This is a genomic window from Colwellia sp. (assembly GCF_013215345.1).
GTDB lineage: Bacteria > Pseudomonadota > Gammaproteobacteria > Enterobacterales > Alteromonadaceae > Colwellia.
Map to the genome: position 1 here is coordinate 60,342 of NZ_JABSOV010000012.1, position 18,519 is coordinate 78,860.

Annotated in this window: 13 protein-coding genes and 1 pseudogene; 7 read left to right on the forward strand and 7 right to left on the reverse strand. The window is 39.1% G+C overall.

Going from position 1 to position 18,519, the window contains the following annotated elements; genetic code table 11:
• Together uvrA and HRT50_RS02365 are read left to right on the forward strand one after the other, a co-directional pair.
• On the forward strand, positions 1-2,118 hold a 2,118-nt coding region (gene uvrA / locus HRT50_RS02360), incomplete at its 5' end, for an excinuclease ABC subunit UvrA (RefSeq protein ID WP_291610954.1).
• Positions 2,119-2,212: 94 nt separating this feature from the next.
• Entirely contained in the window at positions 2,213-2,755 is a 543-nt protein-coding gene (locus HRT50_RS02365) for a GNAT family N-acetyltransferase (RefSeq protein ID WP_291610956.1), read from the forward strand.
• Between the two features lie 59 nt (positions 2,756-2,814).
• Here the strand turns inward: HRT50_RS02365 and HRT50_RS02370 are convergent, their stop codons facing one another.
• Positions 2,815-4,470 (reverse strand): methyl-accepting chemotaxis protein, encoded by a 1,656-nt coding sequence (locus tag HRT50_RS02370; RefSeq protein WP_291610958.1) that lies wholly within the window; start codon positions 4,468-4,470, stop codon positions 2,815-2,817.
• A gap of 97 nt (positions 4,471-4,567) precedes the next feature.
• Here HRT50_RS02370 and prpE point away from each other — a divergent pair.
• Both prpE and HRT50_RS02380 read left to right on the forward strand, forming a co-directional pair.
• Positions 4,568-5,248: pseudogene (gene prpE / locus HRT50_RS02375) on the forward strand (propionyl-CoA synthetase); the annotation flags it as partial.
• Between the two features lie 502 nt (positions 5,249-5,750).
• The gene (locus tag HRT50_RS02380) at positions 5,751-8,027 is read left to right on the forward strand and encodes a hypothetical protein (protein WP_291610961.1); all 2,277 of its coding nucleotides are present in this window, start codon (positions 5,751-5,753) and stop codon (positions 8,025-8,027) included.
• On the opposite strand, the gene rluF is transcribed toward HRT50_RS02380, so the two are convergent.
• On the reverse strand, positions 8,017-8,982 hold the full coding sequence (rluF, locus tag HRT50_RS02385) for a 23S rRNA pseudouridine(2604) synthase RluF (RefSeq protein ID WP_291610962.1): 966 nt from the start codon (positions 8,980-8,982) through the stop codon (positions 8,017-8,019). The genes HRT50_RS02380 and rluF overlap by 11 nt on opposite strands.
• An 89-nt stretch (positions 8,983-9,071) precedes the next feature.
• On the opposite strand from rluF, the gene HRT50_RS02390 reads away from it, so the two are divergent.
• Positions 9,072-9,773 (forward strand): glycerophosphodiester phosphodiesterase family protein, encoded by a 702-nt coding sequence (locus HRT50_RS02390; RefSeq protein WP_291610964.1) that lies wholly within the window; start codon positions 9,072-9,074, stop codon positions 9,771-9,773.
• A 114-nt stretch (positions 9,774-9,887) separates the two neighbouring features.
• Here the strand turns inward: HRT50_RS02390 and hutI are convergent, their stop codons facing one another.
• Complete coding sequence (hutI, locus tag HRT50_RS02395; protein WP_291610966.1) at positions 9,888-11,129, reverse strand: imidazolonepropionase; 1,242 nt, start codon at positions 11,127-11,129, stop codon at positions 9,888-9,890.
• A gap of 159 nt (positions 11,130-11,288) precedes the next feature.
• On the opposite strand from hutI, the gene hutC reads away from it, so the two are divergent.
• Entirely contained in the window at positions 11,289-12,050 is a 762-nt protein-coding gene (gene hutC / locus HRT50_RS02400; protein ID WP_291610968.1) for a histidine utilization repressor, read from the forward strand.
• Positions 12,051-12,132: 82 nt separating this feature from the next.
• Here hutC and HRT50_RS02405 read toward each other — a convergent pair whose 3' ends face one another.
• Together HRT50_RS02405 and hutH are read right to left on the reverse strand one after the other, a co-directional pair.
• Complete coding sequence (locus HRT50_RS02405) at positions 12,133-14,163, reverse strand: urocanate hydratase (protein ID WP_291610970.1); 2,031 nt, start codon at positions 14,161-14,163, stop codon at positions 12,133-12,135.
• 16 nt (positions 14,164-14,179) lie between these two features.
• Entirely contained in the window at positions 14,180-15,697 is a 1,518-nt protein-coding gene (gene hutH, locus HRT50_RS02410) for a histidine ammonia-lyase (protein ID WP_291610972.1), read from the reverse strand.
• A gap of 401 nt (positions 15,698-16,098) precedes the next feature.
• Here hutH and HRT50_RS02415 point away from each other — a divergent pair, with 401 nt between their 5' ends.
• Entirely contained in the window at positions 16,099-16,998 is a 900-nt protein-coding gene (locus HRT50_RS02415; protein ID WP_291610974.1) for a LysR family transcriptional regulator, read from the forward strand.
• 322 nt (positions 16,999-17,320) lie between these two features.
• On the opposite strand, the gene dusC is transcribed toward HRT50_RS02415, so the two are convergent.
• Positions 17,321-18,253 (reverse strand): tRNA dihydrouridine(16) synthase DusC, encoded by a 933-nt coding sequence (gene dusC / locus HRT50_RS02420; RefSeq protein ID WP_291610976.1) that lies wholly within the window; start codon positions 18,251-18,253, stop codon positions 17,321-17,323.
• Positions 18,253-18,519, reverse strand: a 267-nt coding sequence (locus tag HRT50_RS02425) for a hypothetical protein (protein ID WP_367238738.1), incomplete at its 5' end; no start/stop codon positions are given. The genes HRT50_RS02425 and dusC, both read right to left, overlap by 1 nt.

The window sequence follows — 18,519 nt, forward strand, 5'->3', positions numbered from 1 at the left end:
GACGAAAATAATGAAGGTTTATTATTTTCTTCACAATTTTCTTGCCCCCATTGTGGTTATAGCCTGTCTGAATTAGAGCCGCGCTTATTCTCCTTTAATAATCCAGCCGGTGCCTGTCAAACTTGTGATGGTTTAGGTATTGAACAATTCTTCGATAGTAATCGCGTTATTGCCAATGAAGAGTTAAGCCTTGCCGGCGGCGCAGTACGTGGCTGGGACAAACGTAATTTTTACTACTTTCAAATGCTGCAAGCCCTTGCCCAGCATTATGGCTTTAACGTTGATAAGCCTTTTAAAAAATTATCCACTGAAGCACAAAAAGTTGTGCTTTATGGCAGTGGCGAACAAGAAATTGAATTTAAGTATATGAACGACCGTGGTGATGTGGTGATGCGTAAACATGCATTTGAAGGCATCATCAATAATATGCAGCGCCGTTACAAAGAAACTGAGTCAAACTCGGTACGTGAAGAGTTAGCCAAATACCTTAACTCACATCATTGTCCAGACTGTAATGGCAGTCGCTTACGATTAGAAGCGCGTAATGTTTTTATTGCTGACACGCCGCTAAACATAATCGCCGAACTATCAATTAGTGAAGCATTAGCCTTTTTCCAAGGTTTAGCGTTAACCGGACAAAGAGGACAAGTTGCTGAAAAAATCTTAAAAGAGATCAACGAACGCTTAGGATTTTTAGTCAATGTTGGCCTTAATTATCTCAACCTATCACGCGGCGCTAATACCCTATCTGGTGGTGAAGCACAACGAATACGTCTGGCCAGCCAAATTGGCGCCGGTTTAGTGGGCGTTATGTATGTACTCGATGAACCCTCAATTGGTTTGCATCAACGAGATAATGAACGCTTACTTAGCACCTTGATACACCTCAGGGACTTAGGTAATACCGTGATTGTCGTTGAACATGACGAAGATGCCATTCGCGCGGCCGATTTTGTTATTGATATTGGTCCAGGCGCAGGCGTGCATGGCGGCGAAATTATCGCCCAAGGTACAGTAGATGATATTTTAGCCTGTAAGGAGTCACTCACGGGTAAGTACCTTTCAGGTGTCGAACGTATTGAAATACCGAAAAAACGTCATGCCTTTGATAAAAAAGCAGTGGTAAAACTAAAAGGCGCCAGCGGCAATAACTTAAAGAATGTTAATTTAGTTATTCCAACAGGTTTAATGACCTGTATTACGGGTGTTTCAGGCTCAGGAAAATCAACACTGATTAACGACACCCTATACAAGCTCGCTCATATTGAGCTAAATGGTGCCACCATTGATGAACCGGCACCCTATAAAAGCATTCATGGATTAGAGCATTTAGATAAAGTTATCGAAATTGATCAAAGCCCTATTGGTAGAACACCACGTTCAAATCCGGCCACTTATACCGGCATATTTACTGCGGTACGTGACATTTTTGCCGCCACGCAAGAGTCGCGTTCACGTGGCTATAAGTCTGGCCGCTTTAGCTTTAACGTTAAAGGTGGTCGCTGTGAAGCCTGTCAGGGTGATGGTATGATCAAAGTGGAAATGCACTTCTTACCCGATGTTTACGTACCTTGTGATGTTTGTAAAACTAAGCGCTATAACCGTGAAACCTTAGAGGTTTTATATAAAGGTAAGAATATCCATGAAGTATTGGATATGACCATTGAAGATGCTTATGAGTTTTACCAAGCCATTCCAGCAATAAAACGTAAACTGCAAACCTTACTTGATGTTGGTTTAGGTTATATCAAATTAGGCCAATCGGCAGTGACGCTCTCTGGTGGTGAAGCACAACGGGTTAAACTATCAAAAGAGTTATCCAAACGTGACACCGGTAAAACTTTATATATATTAGATGAGCCGACCACAGGTTTACATTTTCACGATATTAAACAATTATTGCATGTTATTCATCGATTACGTGACCATGGAAATACCATAGTAGTAATTGAGCATAATTTAGATGTGATAAAAACCGCTGACTGGATTATCGATTTAGGCCCAGAAGGTGGCTCAGGTGGTGGTGAAATATTAGTTGCAGGCACACCTGAACAAGTAGCAAAACATAAAACCTCACATACAGCGAGATTTTTAAAACCCTTACTGCAACAGTCATAAAGCCCTTGTTAGCATTGTAATAAAATTTAACCAAACATAACGAAAAGTAGATTGCGTTATGTTTGCTTTCTTATCATTTTTTAATAGGTTTATTATGCAAATCAATAATAGTGAACGCCTTAAGTTTAGGTTAATGGATTCTCAAGATGCCCAAGCGTTATGGCAATTAGATCAAGACCCGCAGGTAATGAAATACCTTAATGGTGGTAAGCCCACTAGCATGGAGCAGGTTAACAGTGTCTTTATTCCTCGTATGGAAAAGTACCGTGATGACAAGTTAGGCTGGGGAATTTGGCAAGTATCCGATAAAGTAACTGATGAGTATTTAGGTTGGGTATTAATCCGCCCTATGGCATTTTTCACTGAATCGCCAAACTTTAAAGACTTAGAATTAGGCTGGCGTTTCTTCCAAAGCACTTGGGGTAAAGGTTATGCCACAGAAGCAGCAATAGCCATTAAAGATGCCGTGGCTGTTCATGCCGATGTTACTCATGTTTCTGCCCTTGCCGTTGCCGATAACTTGGCTTCAGTTGGCGTGATGAAAAAAATGGGTATGAGTTTTGTCAGAGCTTATTTACATACCGATCCCATCGGCGATTTTGATGCAGTTCATTATCAAATGTCATTGAATAGCTAAGCTAATCCTTGCTAATAATGGCGTATTGAAAGTACTCATACGCTTATTAAATAAAGCCTTTAAACTTTGAATTCCGACACTAATAAATTCAAATTATTCGCCAAGTCTTTCAAGTCTTTACTCGAGTGGTGAGTATTTTCAGCCTCAACAGAAGTACTATCTGATATAGTTGAAATGTTAGTAATATTACGATTTATCTCCTCGTTAACACTTGTTTGCTCTTCTGCAGCAGTAGCAATTTGCGCCGCCATATCATTTATTGAGGCAACAGATTCTGTAATTTTCTGCAGCGCATCACCCGCTGAACTAGCTTGCTCAACAGACTTCTCCGCTTGTTGATTACTCTTTTGCATCAATGCTACTGCATGTTCAGAGCCTTGTTGTAAGCGCTCAATCATTTGTTGAATCTCTTGCGTAGAAGTTTCTGTGCGAGATGCTAATGATCTAACTTCATCAGCAACCACAGCAAAACCACGCCCCTGTTCTCCTGCCCTTGCAGCTTCAATGGCTGCATTTAATGCGAGTAAGTTAGTTTGCTCAGCAATACCTTTAATTACATCTAAAACCCGACCTATCTCTTGGCTATCACTAGATACTTTATCAATTGAATCTGAGGCCGTTTGAATGCCTGCTGCTAATTCAGAGATACCCTTAACTGTATTTGAAACTATCTCATATCCTTGCAGCGCCTGTTGGTTAGCTTCTTCTGCTCCTGTAGCAGTATTAGCAGCATTTTGTGCAACTTCTTGTGCTGTCATTGCCATTTCATTCATAGCCGTAGCAACCATATCCGTTTCAAGACGTTGATTTCGTATATGTGAGCTGGTGGTTTCACTAGAGTTGGCCAATTGACTTGAGGCATTATTTAAGCGGTTCACAATACTAACCACTTCCGTTAGGGTATGATGAAATTTTTGTAATAATGAATCAAAAGTCCTACTTACTGAGCCAAGCTCATCACCAGAATCAACCTGAGTTCGTATCGTTAAATCAGAGGTACTCTCAATTTTTTCAAAGGCACTTTTAAGTTTATCAAGGGGATTGATAATACTTTTAATTGTTAAAATACTGAGCAGCAATGACACTAATACCGCAACAATAGAGATAAAGGTCGTTACTGATAAAGATGAGTTAACAGTGTGCTCTGAAGCGTCGTAGATACTTTTTTTATTCGTTTCAACCAACTTTATTAATAAAGAAAAGTCATTACGTGAGCTATTGGCCAAAGGACTAAATTCTTGTTTATATTTCTTCCAAGCAGCTTGTCTATCTTCAGCATTACTAGTATCAGATAAAGTATCCATTAAACGCAAACTCTCGTTTAAAAACTTCATGGTCGATTGCTTAGAGTGGTTTGCTAGAGAGATTAATTTATTTCGAACTTGGCTATCTTCAACAAGGCCAGATGTAACTGACAATTTGTCAAAGTGTGACGAAATATCATTAATCCTTTGATCTAACTTACCATGATTTTTTTTATAATTGTCTCCCAGCATAATACTGCGAGTTAAACGCGAGACATAATTCATATCACGGTTAACTTCAAGAATAGTAGTTTCAAGTACAACTGCACTTTGGCTGTACTGAGTAAAGGCATGTTCAATTGATAGAAGCTGAACGATAGTAAAAGTTGCCACCGACACTAAAGCTACCAGTAAAACCCCAGTTAATAAGCTAATTTTAATTTTAACCGAAACTTTATTTAAAACAAACATTTACATATTTCCAAAAAAAGGAACAAAAAAAGACGATAAGCCAAACAGGGCTTAGGACTAATTGTAGTTAAGATTTGAGCAGTTTGTTACGAATGCAAGGTTAATAACTTTGTTTACTGCCCCTACCGCTTTTAGAGCGCTTAGATTCGCCACTTATCATTAGCTTAAAGATAAAATCCAATTACCAGTAATTTATCATTGGTGGTAAACAGAAACTGGTTGGGCGATTGCCAGCACACCATTAAATGATAGTGGTGACAAGATTTTCCCATCCAAAGCAGGCTCAGCGGGTTTTCCTATTCCAGATTATTATGTGACAGGTGGTGGTGGGTATTTTGATGAAGATGGTTATCTTTTTATCATGGGACGTACCGATGATGTCATCAATGTTGCCGGCCACCGTCTATCAACAGGTGAAATGGAAGAGGTTTTATCTGCCCACCCCGCCGTAGCAGAGTGTGCTGTTGTTGGTATTAACGATCCGTTAAAAGGGCAAGTGCCATTAGGGTTAGTGGTAATAAAAAATGGCATCAGTACCTGTGATACACAGTTGGAGAACGAGTTGAAGCAAAGTATTCGCACTAGCATTGGCGCAATAGCTTCATTAAAAAATTTATTTATCATTGAACGGTTACCCAAAACACGTTCAGGTAAAATTTTACGAAAACCCCTTAGGCAAATGATTGATGGTGAAAAAGGTGAAATTCCATCAACCATAGAAGATAGCCAAGTAATCACTGAACTGTCCGTAACTTTAGCTAATATTAACAAAGTATAAGCCTTTACGACTGCAGAAATACCTAAGATGATTATGATTAAGCACAAGGAAGTGTTTATACCCGTAACCAATCAAAGTGCAGGATTTCAGTGGGAATTAAAATGGCTTTAGGCAAGGAGAGTAATTTAAGCATAGTCATTCTATGGTTTAATTATTTAACGCGGTATAAAGTCATTTTAAACCCATCGAAGAAGCGTTTGAGCAACATCACTTCATCGTTGCTGTGACTTATAAGGACGGTACAGGAAGTACCTTATTAGATAATGCAGGAGCATATTATCCTGAACAACCATTATTTCATCACAGCGCCTTGAATTGAAATTGATCAAGCACTCTGAAACATACACCTTGAATGGTCACGGGTATATATCGACGAGATAACGATGATAATAACGTGATAATTAAATTAATAGCTTGAATCAGTTGACTTTTATTAGGCTATTTTCAAATTTATCTCCTATATTTAACTGTGCTAATAAGATAAATATTACGGAGACAATGGATGCACACGAAAAACACCACGGCAAAAGCGACTAAAACAGCGCAGTCTACAACACAGACAACAGCAAAAAAACAGCAAGTTGAGCATAAAAATAAAACTGTGATTTCGAGCTCTGCTGGCACTAGTCCTAGCGATGATTTTGATATAATAGTAAAAACAGATAAAAATATTAAAAGTGTTAGTAAATCTGCTGACCCAACGCACTTATATTTTACTGAAAAAGACTTATCGCGTATTTTAAGCAATTTAGATACCTTGCGAGATGATGTTTACCCAGTGCCCGCTGACCAAGAAGATCAACCAAAAAAATCCCAGCCCTTTCCTTCTGTTTGTCTTATCGGCCTAGGACGATGCGGCTCAAATATCGCTTTAGATGTTGCCTCATTAGTGCACAGCGCCCGCAATTATTATCTTAATGAATTTCATAACGAAATGAAAAAAGCCAAAGAGCGTGAAGGCAGTTCGTTAAAGTGGATAAAGCGCAGCTTAAAGCTACAAGATAAAAAATCAGATAAACCAGTATTTTTAATTGAACCACTCGTTATGCTGGGTGATTTAGATAAAGATATTGAAGGTAGAATTCGCTATTCTTCACAAAATTACGACAAAAATTTCCTTGATGAATACAATAAATTAAAAATAATGGATTTATCTGAGGTGCATGCTGGTGGTGCCGGTAACGCACCTATATTAGGGCAATACCTTGCCAAAATGATTCTCAATAAAGAAACCGAGCATTTCAGCAACCCTGATTGGCAGTTTATACATTCTTACCTTATTGATTCTTGTGGCATTAAGGCCAATCAATCACGGTTATATTTTTATATCTTCAGTGCCGGCGGCGGCACAGGCTCAGGCATGGCTTCAGAGTTTGGTTTAGCACAGCAATATTCTTACATGAGTAAAACCTTTGAGATTCGCTCCGAAAAAGAAATTGCCACCCACGGACAAAATTTTGTTTTTGAGCCTATTTTCACTAGTGGCATTTGTATATTGCCAAATATAAACGATCCCAGTGTTGAAGTATCCGAAGCACTTCATATCAATGCTGGACGTTTATTATGTAAGTATTTAGCCGAAGAATGGGACTTCTCTTATAACCTAGATAATGAAAAAGAGCATGTCGATGGAGAAGCTCCTTATAGGATTCGGCCTTGGAATGCCATGATGCTAATCTCGAATGACATTATGCGCTATGCCGAGGAAAGTGATACCAATGGCGATATTAAATATATTGATGTTAATACCATGGAAAAACATGCCAACCAATATATAAGCCAACAAATTTTTAATATTTTAACCGCGCAAGCCGTGACCACGGATTATGATGATAATTACTTCCGCCGTGCGGGTATTGATATTGGTGAGACTATACGCTTAGATGCCAATGACTTATTTATGAGTTTAGCCGGCCCAGTGGCCATCGCCTATGCCGAATCGGTCGTTGCTGACTCGCTGTCTGTTGCCGATGAGCAAAAACAACCCAGCTTTAATGGTGAGAAAGTGGCATTGGATGTAGATGATCTATTTTTCCGATCTATTGATTTACCGCATTTTAATAATACAACGCAAGCTATTGAGGGGGTAAGTTTATTACCTATAGAGTCAGAACAATACCGAGCCGCATTAGAGAAATACAAGACCTCTGGCTTTGATGCTACCCATTTAAACGATTTACACTTTTTTAAAAATTGCTCATCAATAGTTTCTATTATTTCACTGCCTAAAGACTATAAATTGTCTTATATGGACTTAAATAAACTGAAAATGCATTTAAACAACTTGTTCCCCAATACCACATTGAAACGCTATGCTTTGGTTATTGGTGCTTCAGCTAATTTATCGTTAACCACCTTAATAGCCAAAAGCCCATGTTTGAGTGATGACTTTTTAACGCTGATTGTCTCTTACATTAAACGCTGCTTTGCTAAAGAGGAATATCGTTTTGACGACTCTTTGGATATTGCCATTATCGACTTTATTAAAGCGCCTGAATTTGATGAGTCAAAGCTCGAGGCCATGTTAATTGAACATGAAAACCCCGCAAAAATACTCGACACCAATTGGTATGCCATCAAACCCATGTATGAAAAGAAATATCGTGAATTAGTACGTGATAACAAAAAGTTTGTTTCTATTAACGATATACGTTTAACCATTAATAGTGTGAAAAAATCGATTCATTATTTACGTGAAATATACCGTCATCGAATCAGTAAAACTCAAGTTATCTCACTTAATAAAAAACCGACAAAACCAGCTAAGCCTACTTCTTAGGAGTGAGTTTAAGCGTATTTCGCCCTGCTGATTTACTACTCTTTGTTGTAGACCAGATATCACTAGCACTTAATTTTTTAGGTGCATCTTGGTCTGTAGATTCCGCTTTTTTAGGTGTGTACTCATACGGAGTCGACTTACTTATATTAAGGTCTTCATCTATTTTTTTGGCCAATTCCTCCAGGCTCAATGCTACTTTTGGCTGAGCAGTATCAATCGCTGTTTTACTAGAGTGCTGTACCGCAGCATTAATTTCAGCCATTTCCGCTGTAGTTAAATCTCGCCACTGCCCTGGACTTAAATTGCCCAGTTCAACTTTCATAATACGTGAACGTTTAAGTTTTAGAACGTCATAATCAAGGTATTCACACATGCGGCGAATTTGACGATTTAACCCCTGAGTTAACACAATAGTGAAAACAAAACGACTTTCCACCCGCACGATACAAGGTTTAGTAATAGTCCCTAGAATAGGTACACCACGAGACATACGCTGAATAAAGCGTTCGCTGATGGGTTTATCTACTGTCACTATATATTCTTTATCGTGGGAATTTTCAGCACGTAATATTTTATTCACAATATCGCCATCACTGGTAAGAAAAATCAAACCTTCCGAAGGCTTATCTAAACGACCAATAGGAAATATGCGTTTTTTATGACCAATGGCGTCAATGATATTGCCTCTTACATGTTTTTCCGTAGTGCAGGTAATACCAGTAGGCTTGTTATAAGCAATATAGATACGATCCGATTTATCATCACTAATAGGCTCGATATTATAGCCGTCCACTTTAACGACATCGCCCTCTAACACTTTGGTACCTAACTCTGGCACTTTATCATTAATGGTGACACGGTTATCTTCTATCATTTTATCGGCACTACGGCGCGAACAGAAGCCAGAATCACTAATGTATTTGTTTAAACGTTTTGGGAAGATTGAAGTGGTCAAGGTAATCGCTACTTATGTTTTGGTGCATTTTTAATTATCACTATTATACTCAAAAGTATCACCAATGTATTAATCATCTGCAAAACACTATGCTAATTTTTGCACATCGCGGCGCCAGCGCCATTGAACCAGAGAATACCTTACTAGCATTTAACGCCGCATGTACGGCTAATAGCGATGGTGTTGAATTCGATATACACCATGTTGATGGCAAGTTAATGGTTATTCATGATCGCTATCTTGAGCGCACCACATCAGGAAGAGGCTTATTAATAGCACATAGCTACGCTCAATTACGCCAACTGAATGCCGGTAAGGGAGCGATAATTCCTACCTTAGATGAGGTGTTAACGGTAGTTACTAAGCAGAGTGTTATTAATATTGAGCTTAAAGGCATTGAAATAAAGTATATTTCAGTATTATTCGAATACTTAGATAATGCTAAAGAAGTACTAAAATTAAACGTTAAGAAAATATTACTTTCTTCATTTAACCACCATTTATTACAAGCAATATATCGACAAAGGCCTGAATTTAGCCTAGGTGCATTAACCGCTGGCCTGCCACTAGGTAATGCTCAATTTGCTCAGCAATTAGCAGCTTATTCTGTCCATATTGTGCTCGACTATGTGAATGCCGAATTTGTCATAGATGCTCACCAACGTGGACTAAAAGTTTATGTTTATACTGTTGATAACTTGATAGATATTAAAAAGATGAAAGCATTAGGAGTTGATGGCATCTTTGCCAACAACCCCCACCAAGCTCGGCTGTATTTACAGCAGATTTAGCCTAAAATAATTTTTTCCTGCTTGATGCAGAGCCCTTAGTGGATTAACGCCAAACTGTCCTCAAATTAATAGCAAAGCTCAGCTTTGCTATTAATGCACCATGAGTTGATGAAATTAAATAACTCTTTTTCCTGCTTGGTATAACGCTGCTAATGGGTTTACGCCAAACTGGTAACAGAGTTCTGCTGGTTGCTCGATATTCCATAGTGCAATATCAGCATCATAACCAACTGCCAACTGCCCTTTAGATGCAGTTAAACCTAAAGCTTTCGCACCGTAACAAGTAATACCTGCTAATGCTTCGCTTGGCGTTAACTTAAATAGAGTACATGCCATATTAAGCATCAAGTGAATATTATGAATAGGTGAGGTACCTGGGTTAGCATCCGTTGCTACCGCCATTGGTACTTGATGTTTGCGCAGCAAGTCTATTGGCGGTAATTGCGTTTCACGCAAGAAGTAAAAAGCACCAGGTAATAATACTGCGGTCATGCCTGATTTTTTCATCGCTTTAATACCGGCTTCATCCAAAAACTCAATATGATCAGAAGACAAAGCATCATAGTTTGCCGCAAGCTCTGAAGCGCCAAGGTTAGATAATTGCTCCGCATGAACTTTAATTGGCAGATTATGAGATCGCGCAGCATCAAAAACACGCTTGGTTTGCTCAAGGCTAAAACCTATACCTTCACAAAAGACATCAACAGCATCAGCTAAGTTATCCTTAACCACTTGTGGCAGCATTTCATTGCAGACAATATCAAGGTAACCATCGGCATTATCTTTATACTCGGTAGGTAAAGCATGGGCGCCAAGAAAAGTACGTTTGATAGTTACCGGCAGTTCATCCGCTAACAGGCCAGCGACCTTGAGCATTTTAATTTCGTTTACTGTATCTAAACCATAACCTGATTTAATTTCAACCGTAGTTACACCTTGTTGATGCAAAGCGGTTAATCGAGGTAAAGCACTGGCAAGTAACTCTGCTTCACTCGCCTTTCGCGTCGCAGACACAGTAGAAACAATACCGCCACCCGCATTGGCTATTTCTTGATAGCTTTTACCTTGTAAGCGCATTTCAAATTCGTTGGCACGGTTGCCACCATAAACAAGGTGAGTATGACAGTCGATTAAGCCAGGTGTTAACCATCGCCCTTTACCATCGATAATATCAACATCATGGTCTTTTTCTGAGAAATCAGCGGGTAAATCACTTTCTTTACCTAACCAAGCAATTTTACCATTACTGATAGCTAATGCTGCTTGAGTTATTTCACCGTAGCTATTACTGCCATCAGTCATGGTTGCCAGGTTTACATTGATATAAAGGGTTTGCCAGTCTTTAGAGTTTGTCATGGAGCTACCTAATAAAGAGGAGGTTGAAGTGAATAAACTCACTAGAATAGAAAAATTTTACCCTGAAAATATCCAAGGCGCAACTTGTATATACAACCATTGCCTTTTCATTAAAGATATGAGACTGTATAAATAAGTTCCGCTAACTCAAACATAATCATGACTGCCAATTCTACTGTCCATTCTAGTAACAGCACTAACAATAGCTCAAGCAAAAAAGATAAGCCTGCTAAGTATACTATAATCAAGCAATTTATCTGTGAAAATATTGAGTCTGGTGAGTGGCCACAAAATGCCAAAGTACCTTCTGAAAATGAATTAACTCAGCAATTTGATGTTAGCCGGATGACCGCAAGACGTGCTTTACAAGATTTAACTGAGCAAGGTATTTTAGTGCGTTCACAAGGCGCAGGTACTTTTGTCGCCACCTTTAAGTCGCAATCATCACTGCTAGAAATTCGTAATATTAGTGATGAAATTAATGAACGTGGCCACCAACATAAAGCTAAACAATTAATACTTAGATCAATTGCCGTTACTGAAGAGTTAGCTATTTTATTAAACTTGAAAAATAACGAACACGTCTTTTATTCAGAAATTTTACATCTTGAAAATGATGAGCCTATTCAATTAGAGCAGCGTTATGTTAATGCCAGTTTAGTACCTGAATATTTATTACAAGACTTTAGCCAGATTACCCCACATGAATATCTTTCATCCGTGGCACCATTAACAGAAGCAACTCACGAAATAGAAGCGGTATTAGCCAAGGCAAATATTTGTCAACAATTAGAGATAAATTCGAGCACCCCTTGTTTACAAGTAAAACGTCGTACCTGGTCAAAACAAGGTGTGGTGAGTTTCGCTATGTTGACATCGCCTGGTGATAAGTATCGCTTAGGCAGCCATTTAGTTATTTAAGCGCGACTAGAAATCGATACTTTAGCAGAAATGATTTCAGAGCTACTCCAATCTATACGGAATAGCTCTGATATTTAGCATTTTACAGTGATAAGTTATTTATAATATCGTCATCAACTCGGTTAGCTAAGGTAACTTTAAGTTTAGGCGTTCTGGCCATTTCACGTTTTATAGCAAAATTGGCTTCTTCGTTTCGTGCCCAACTACGGCGTGCAATACCATTATTAACATCAAATAACAGCATAGATTTAAGTTTGCGTTCAGCATCATCAGTACCATCAAGTAGCATACCAAAACCACCGTTGGTTACTTCACCCCAACCTACCCCGCCACCATTATGGATAGAAACCCAAGTGGCACCACGGAAGCTGTCGCCAATAACATTGTGGATTGCCATATCAGCAGTAAAACGGCTACCATCATAAATATTAGACGTTTCGCGGTAAGGCGAATCGGTACCACTTACATCATGGTGATCACGACCAAGTACTATAGGGCCAATTTCACCACTATTAATTGCATCGTTAAAGGCTTTAGCAATTTCCATTCGGCCTTGTGCATCCGCATAAAGAATTCGAGCTTGTGAGCCAACAACTAACTTGTTTTGTTTAGCGTCTTTAATCCAAGTAATGTTGTCTTGCATTTGTTGCTTAATTTCTTCAGGCGACTCTTGCATAATTTTTTCAAGAACGCTTGCTGCAATAGCATCAGTTTTATCTAGATCTTCAGGTTTACCAGAAGCACATACCCAACGAAATGGTCCAAAACCATAGTCAAAACACATTGGCCCTAAGATGTCTTGCACGTATGATGGGTATTTAAAGTCAATGCCATTTTCAGCCATAACATCGCCACCAGCGCGTGAAGCTTCGAGTAAAAAAGCATTGCCATAATCGAAGAAATAAGTGCCTTTAGCGGTATGTTTATTTACTGCATCGGCATGGCGCTTAAGTGTTTCCTGTACTTTAATTTTGAACACTTCCGGCTCTTCTCGAATTAATCGATTCGATTCTTCATAGCTAATATCTACCGGGTAATAACCGCCTGACCAAGGGTTATGTAATGACGTTTGGTCTGAGCCTAGTTGAATGAAAACTTCTTTTTCATAAAAACCTTCCCATACATCAACGATATTACCTATGTAGGCAATCGAGACAACTTCTTCATTTTTTTGTGCTTCTTTCACACGTGCAACAAGTTCATCCATGTTATCAATAAGCTCGTCAACCCAACCTTGCTGATGACGTTTAGTGGCGGCATTTGCATTCACTTCTGCACAAACAGTAATACAATTAGCAATATTACCCGCTTTAGGTTGCGCACCACTCATGCCACCTAAGCCAGCTGTTAGGAATATTTTACCCTTAGACGTTTCGCCTTTTTGGAGAACTTTACGAAAGGCATTCATCAGCGTAATAGTGGTTCCATGGACAATGCCTTGTGGGCCAATATACATGAAAGAACCTGCCGTCATTTGCCCGTATTGCGTGACACCTAAAGCATTGAACTTTTCCCAGTCATCCGGTTTTGAGTAATTAGGGATCATCATGCCATTGGTTACTACAACACGAGGTGCATCTGGCGATGACGGGAATAATCCCATTGGGTGGCCGGAATAAATATGTAGCGTTTGATCAGTTTCCATTTCACTCAAATACTTCATCACTAACAAGTATTGCGCCCAGTTTTGGAAAACTGCACCATTGCCGCCATAAGTAATTAGCTCTTCCGGATGCTGAGCAACCGCAGGGTCTAGGTTGTTATCAACCATTAGCATGATTGCCGCTGCCTGCGTACATTTAGCTGGATAGTCGCTAAGTGAACGTGCTTTTAAATCATAACTTGGCTTGAATCTGTACATATAGATACGACCAAGATCTTTTAGTTCTTGAGCAAATTCTACCGCCAATTCTTGATGCCATTCTTTAGGGAAGTAACGTAGTGCATTTCTTACCGCTAGCTGCTTTTCATCCGCTGAGAGGATGTCTTTACGCTTAGGAGCACGATTGGCATCTTCAGGGTAAGCCTTTGCTTGTGGTAATTCGCTTGGGATCCCTTGCTTTATGCTCTCTTTAAAAAGCGTTAGGTCTTGAAAAATCATCGTTGTTGTCATAGCAATGGGCCTTTTATTAATGATTAAAGCTAACTGTAAACGCTTGTGTCTTAACCAATTTAATCATGGCATCGATGTCAGGTTTCAATAGTCTATCTTCTTCAAGCTTAGCTACTTTTGCTCTGATCACTTGGTGGTTTAATTCAATAATATCAGAGCATTTGTTAGGGCGTCTAAATTCGAGAGCTTGTGCCGCATACATTAACTCGATAGCCAATATTTTCTCTAAATTACCTAAGATTTGATTTAATTGTCTACCAGAAATACTACCCATAGAGACGTGATCTTCCTGACCCATAGAGGTAGGCACACTATCAGCAGATGGCGGGAAACAAAGCGATTTATTTTCTGTTACCAGTGCAGCTGTTGCATATTGTGGGATCATCATGCCTGAGTTGATGCCACCGGACGTGGTTAATAGTCTCGGCAAGCCGTGCAAACCTTCTAACATCAAGTAACAACGTCTGTCTGAAATATTGCCCAATTCCGATGCTGCAATCGAAACATAATCAAGCACCATAGCCAGTGGTTGCCCATGGAAATTACCACCTGAAATCGCTTCTTCGCTACTGATAACAATTGGGTTATCCGTTACAGAGTTCATTTCAATTTCAACTAACTCTTCTAAATGATAATAGGCATTACGTGATGCGCCATGCACTTGTGGAATACATCTTAATGAATAAGGGTCTTGCACACGGTCACATTCTTCATGATCCGCCATGTTTTGTGAACCTTTAAAGAACTCTCTCATACGCGCTGCAACGACAAGGTTACCTTTAAATGCACGAACTTGATGTAGTTCGTCTCTAAATGGCGATTGGCTGCCTTGCATGCCTTCGATGCTCATAGCACCTGTCATATCTGCTAGGTCTAATAAGTAACGCATTTTAGTTAACGCAGTGATGCCGTGAGATAATATAAATTGTGTGCCATTAATTAACGCTAAGCCTTCTTTTGCCTGCAGGACCATCGTATCTAAACCATGTTCGCGAAGTAACGGTGCTGCTGGTACTATTTTATCGGCTTGCCCCTCTTCACTAATCCAGAATTCACCTTCACTTAGCAGCGGTAAGAATAAGTGAGAAAGTGGAGCTAAATCACCCGATGCACCTACTGAGCCTTGCTCTGGTACAACGGGGATTAAATCAAGTTTGATAAAGGTCAACATGCGTTCTATCACATCAAGGCGAATACCCGAAAAACCTTGACTTAAAGCATGTACCTTAGTGATCATCATCAGCTTTGAAATGGCTTTTTCAATTGGCTCACCAACACCTACGGCATGGGTTATAAGCAGATTTTTTTGTAATAAATTAGTATCTTCAGGTGAGATTTGTGTATCACATAACGGGCCAAAACCTGTATTGATACCATATACCGCTTTATCTGAAGCGGCCATTTTATCGACTCTTTGGCGGCTTGTATTGATTTTATCTATCGCTTCTTGGCAAAGCTCAGCTTTGATACTGCCATCAGCAATACCATTTACAATATCAAGATTCAGGCGATCAATACCGTATTTAAATGTCATCTTAATGCTCCTAATTGTTTATACCAATCGGACTAATTTATTGCTCACTTAGCGAGAATTAAAAGGTTTAGAGGCAAGGCATTGATTGAAGAGAATGGTTATTCCCTTGTCAAAATCAATAACGCTGCATATAGACCTTTTAAACTCGCCCTTCGGGAGTTCATTAGCAAACTCATAACATCACAAAATGAATGAAATATAGAGGAACTATGTTTAACTCATTTTACTTGTTTTAAGCTCGCTAATGTAACTCTAAGCTGACCAATAAATTAATCCGTTTGGTATTAGTTGTTTTGTTTAGCTTAATAGCTATTAATACCCTTATTTTAGCTTGCTCTAAATGTTTTATAAATACATAATAATCGTAATTCATTCCGACTTTATCAAACTAAGGCTAATTAATGCAAGTTCATGACGTAGATTTACGTTTACTTAGAATATTTGTCGCTATTGTTGAATGTGGCGGTTTGTCCGCGGCAGAGTCCCGTTTGAATATAGGCCGCTCTACCATTAGTTCCCATTTATCAGACTTAGAAGTTCGTTTAGGCATTAAATTATGTAAACGAGGCAGGAGTGGTTTTGAGATAACAGAGTCTGGGCGGGTGACTTATCAAGCATCACTAGAGTTGCTACAGCAATGTGAAGCTTTTGCCAGTACTGTCGCTAGCTCTAAAAATGAACTTTCAGGTCGCGTAACTATTGCTACCATAGATACTTTAGTGAGTGATCCTCGTTGCGGTGTTGCTCGTACCATTCGTGCATTAAAAGCAAAAAGTAATAACATTCAGTTTGATATTAACGTTTGTGAAGCACGAGAAGTTGAAACATCTGTAGTCAATGGTCGTTCTTTGGTGGGAATTGGCGTAAGTAGACACCACTTACGTGGCTTAGACTATTATCCTTTACACAATGAGAATAATTACTTGTATTGTGCAGTCGACCACCCTTTATTCGATTGCAAACCTTCAGAAATCAATAAACTGCTACAAAGTGCTGAAGTGATAACCAGTAACTATATGCGTGATAAAGAAAGTAGGAATGACGGTTTAAATTATCAAACCAGCGCCATTGCTTATCACGATGAAGGCATAGCCCACTTAATATTATCTGGGGAATTCATCGGCTATTTACCCGACCATTATGCTAATTATTGGGTCGAAAAAGGGCTATTCAAGGCTATTTTACCTGAGAAATATTCTTATCAAATACCTGTTGTTTTAATCTCATCAAAAAATAACATCATCTCACCGTTAGCAAATGCACTGATAGAAGAAATTAAGCGCTGTCATTCTTTTGGCTAGTCTAGGAATTAAAGATTAAAAAAAAATAAATAACCTGAACTCTGGACGATGAGTACTTGATGTTTAAGTAAAAATAACAGCTTACGGTTGTTAGGAACTAAACTTACAAGATTAAGTAGATATATACTCTATCAATGTTTCAATTTTTTCAATTATCAAGGCAAAACGTTTATGAATAACGGGTTATTTATCGACGTTTTACGCTGAGAATCGGATAAAGGGGAATATTGAGCAAGTGCTGCTTACCCAGGCTCAGGTTGAATAAAACCAAGCACAAAAAAGGGCAAAAAATGTCGCCCTTACTAACTCTTTCGATCTACATTTAAAATGCCGCTTTAATCTCTTCGGCCGTTTTTAACCTTCGAATTTCGACAAATAACTCATCTGCTTCTTGATAATGATTTTTTAAATATTTCAGCCACTGCTTGATACGATTACAGTAATACTTACTCTTGTCGCCATGAGTTTCAAATTCTGTATAAGCAGATAACATAGCCAGTACTTCTAACCACGGCATAATGCCGCTTTCTTGTTTAATGACCTGCCCTAGGTTCGGAATCGTTAAGGCGCCACGGCCAACCATAAGATCTTTACAGCCAGAAACTTCTCGACACTTAATAGCATCGTCTAAATTCCAAATTTCGCCATTAGCGATAACGGGAATATGAATGGCATTTTTAATTTTAGCAATCCACTGCCAATGTGCCGGTGGTTTGTAACCTTCGACTTTAGTACGAGCATGTACCGTAAGTTCACTTGCTCCTGCAGCCTCAACCGCTTGCGCATTTTCTATGGCGAGGGTTTTGTCTTCATAACCCAAACGAATTTTAGCACTAACAATGGTGTCGCTAGGCACAGCCTCTTTAACTGCTTTTATTATTTGATAAAGGTTTTCGGGATCTTTTAATAAAATAGAGCCGCCACGACTTTTATTAACCGTTTTAGAGGGACAACCAAAATTTAAATCGATGCCACTTGAACCAAGTTCAATCACTTTAGCGGCATTTTCAGCCATATACTCAGGGTATTGCCCTAATAACTGAACACGAACTGGTGTGCCCGCTTTAGTGCAGCTGCCGTAAACATCTGCATCAATTAACTCTGGACAGTAACGATGAAAAACACGATCTGGAAGAACTTGGTCAACCACACGAATAAACTCAGTGACGCAGAGATCATAACTACCTACTTGCGTAAGTAAGTCACGCATTCGGTAATCTAGCACGCCTTCCATAGGCGCAAGTACAACACGCATTAGTATGGGGAGCTATTGCTAGCTTGCTTGGGCGTGTTACTTGCCCGAAAGCGAGTCATTATGTTAATCAGCATGAAATAAAAAACCAAGGTTAAAGCGGCGACTGTGAGGTGAGTAATGATGGTGAATAACTGTAAACTTTCTTGCAAAAAAAAGATCGGCCCTGAATAAGTAACATAGCAAAGATCTAAAATAGTGACATGGCCCCAAACCACAATAAACAGCAGTTTAGCTTGATGGCGAACAATAAAGTTTATTGGCAATAA

Coding starts and splice junctions, on each gene's coding strand:
- HRT50_RS02365 (WP_291610956.1), top strand. CDS start 2,213: ATGCAAATCAATAATAGTGAACGCCTTAAGTTTAGGTTAATGGATTCT.
- HRT50_RS02370 (WP_291610958.1), bottom strand. CDS start 4,470: ATGTTTGTTTTAAATAAAGTTTCGGTTAAAATTAAAATTAGCTTATTA.
- HRT50_RS02380 (WP_291610961.1), top strand. CDS start 5,751: ATGCACACGAAAAACACCACGGCAAAAGCGACTAAAACAGCGCAGTCT.
- HRT50_RS02390 (WP_291610964.1), top strand. CDS start 9,072: ATGCTAATTTTTGCACATCGCGGCGCCAGCGCCATTGAACCAGAGAAT.
- hutI (WP_291610966.1), bottom strand. CDS start 11,129: ATGACAAACTCTAAAGACTGGCAAACCCTTTATATCAATGTAAACCTG.
- hutC (WP_291610968.1), top strand. CDS start 11,289: ATGACTGCCAATTCTACTGTCCATTCTAGTAACAGCACTAACAATAGC.
- HRT50_RS02405 (WP_291610970.1), bottom strand. CDS start 14,163: ATGACAACAACGATGATTTTTCAAGACCTAACGCTTTTTAAAGAGAGC.
- hutH (WP_291610972.1), bottom strand. CDS start 15,697: ATGACATTTAAATACGGTATTGATCGCCTGAATCTTGATATTGTAAAT.
- HRT50_RS02415 (WP_291610974.1), top strand. CDS start 16,099: ATGCAAGTTCATGACGTAGATTTACGTTTACTTAGAATATTTGTCGCT.
- dusC (WP_291610976.1), bottom strand. CDS start 18,253: ATGCGTGTTGTACTTGCGCCTATGGAAGGCGTGCTAGATTACCGAATG.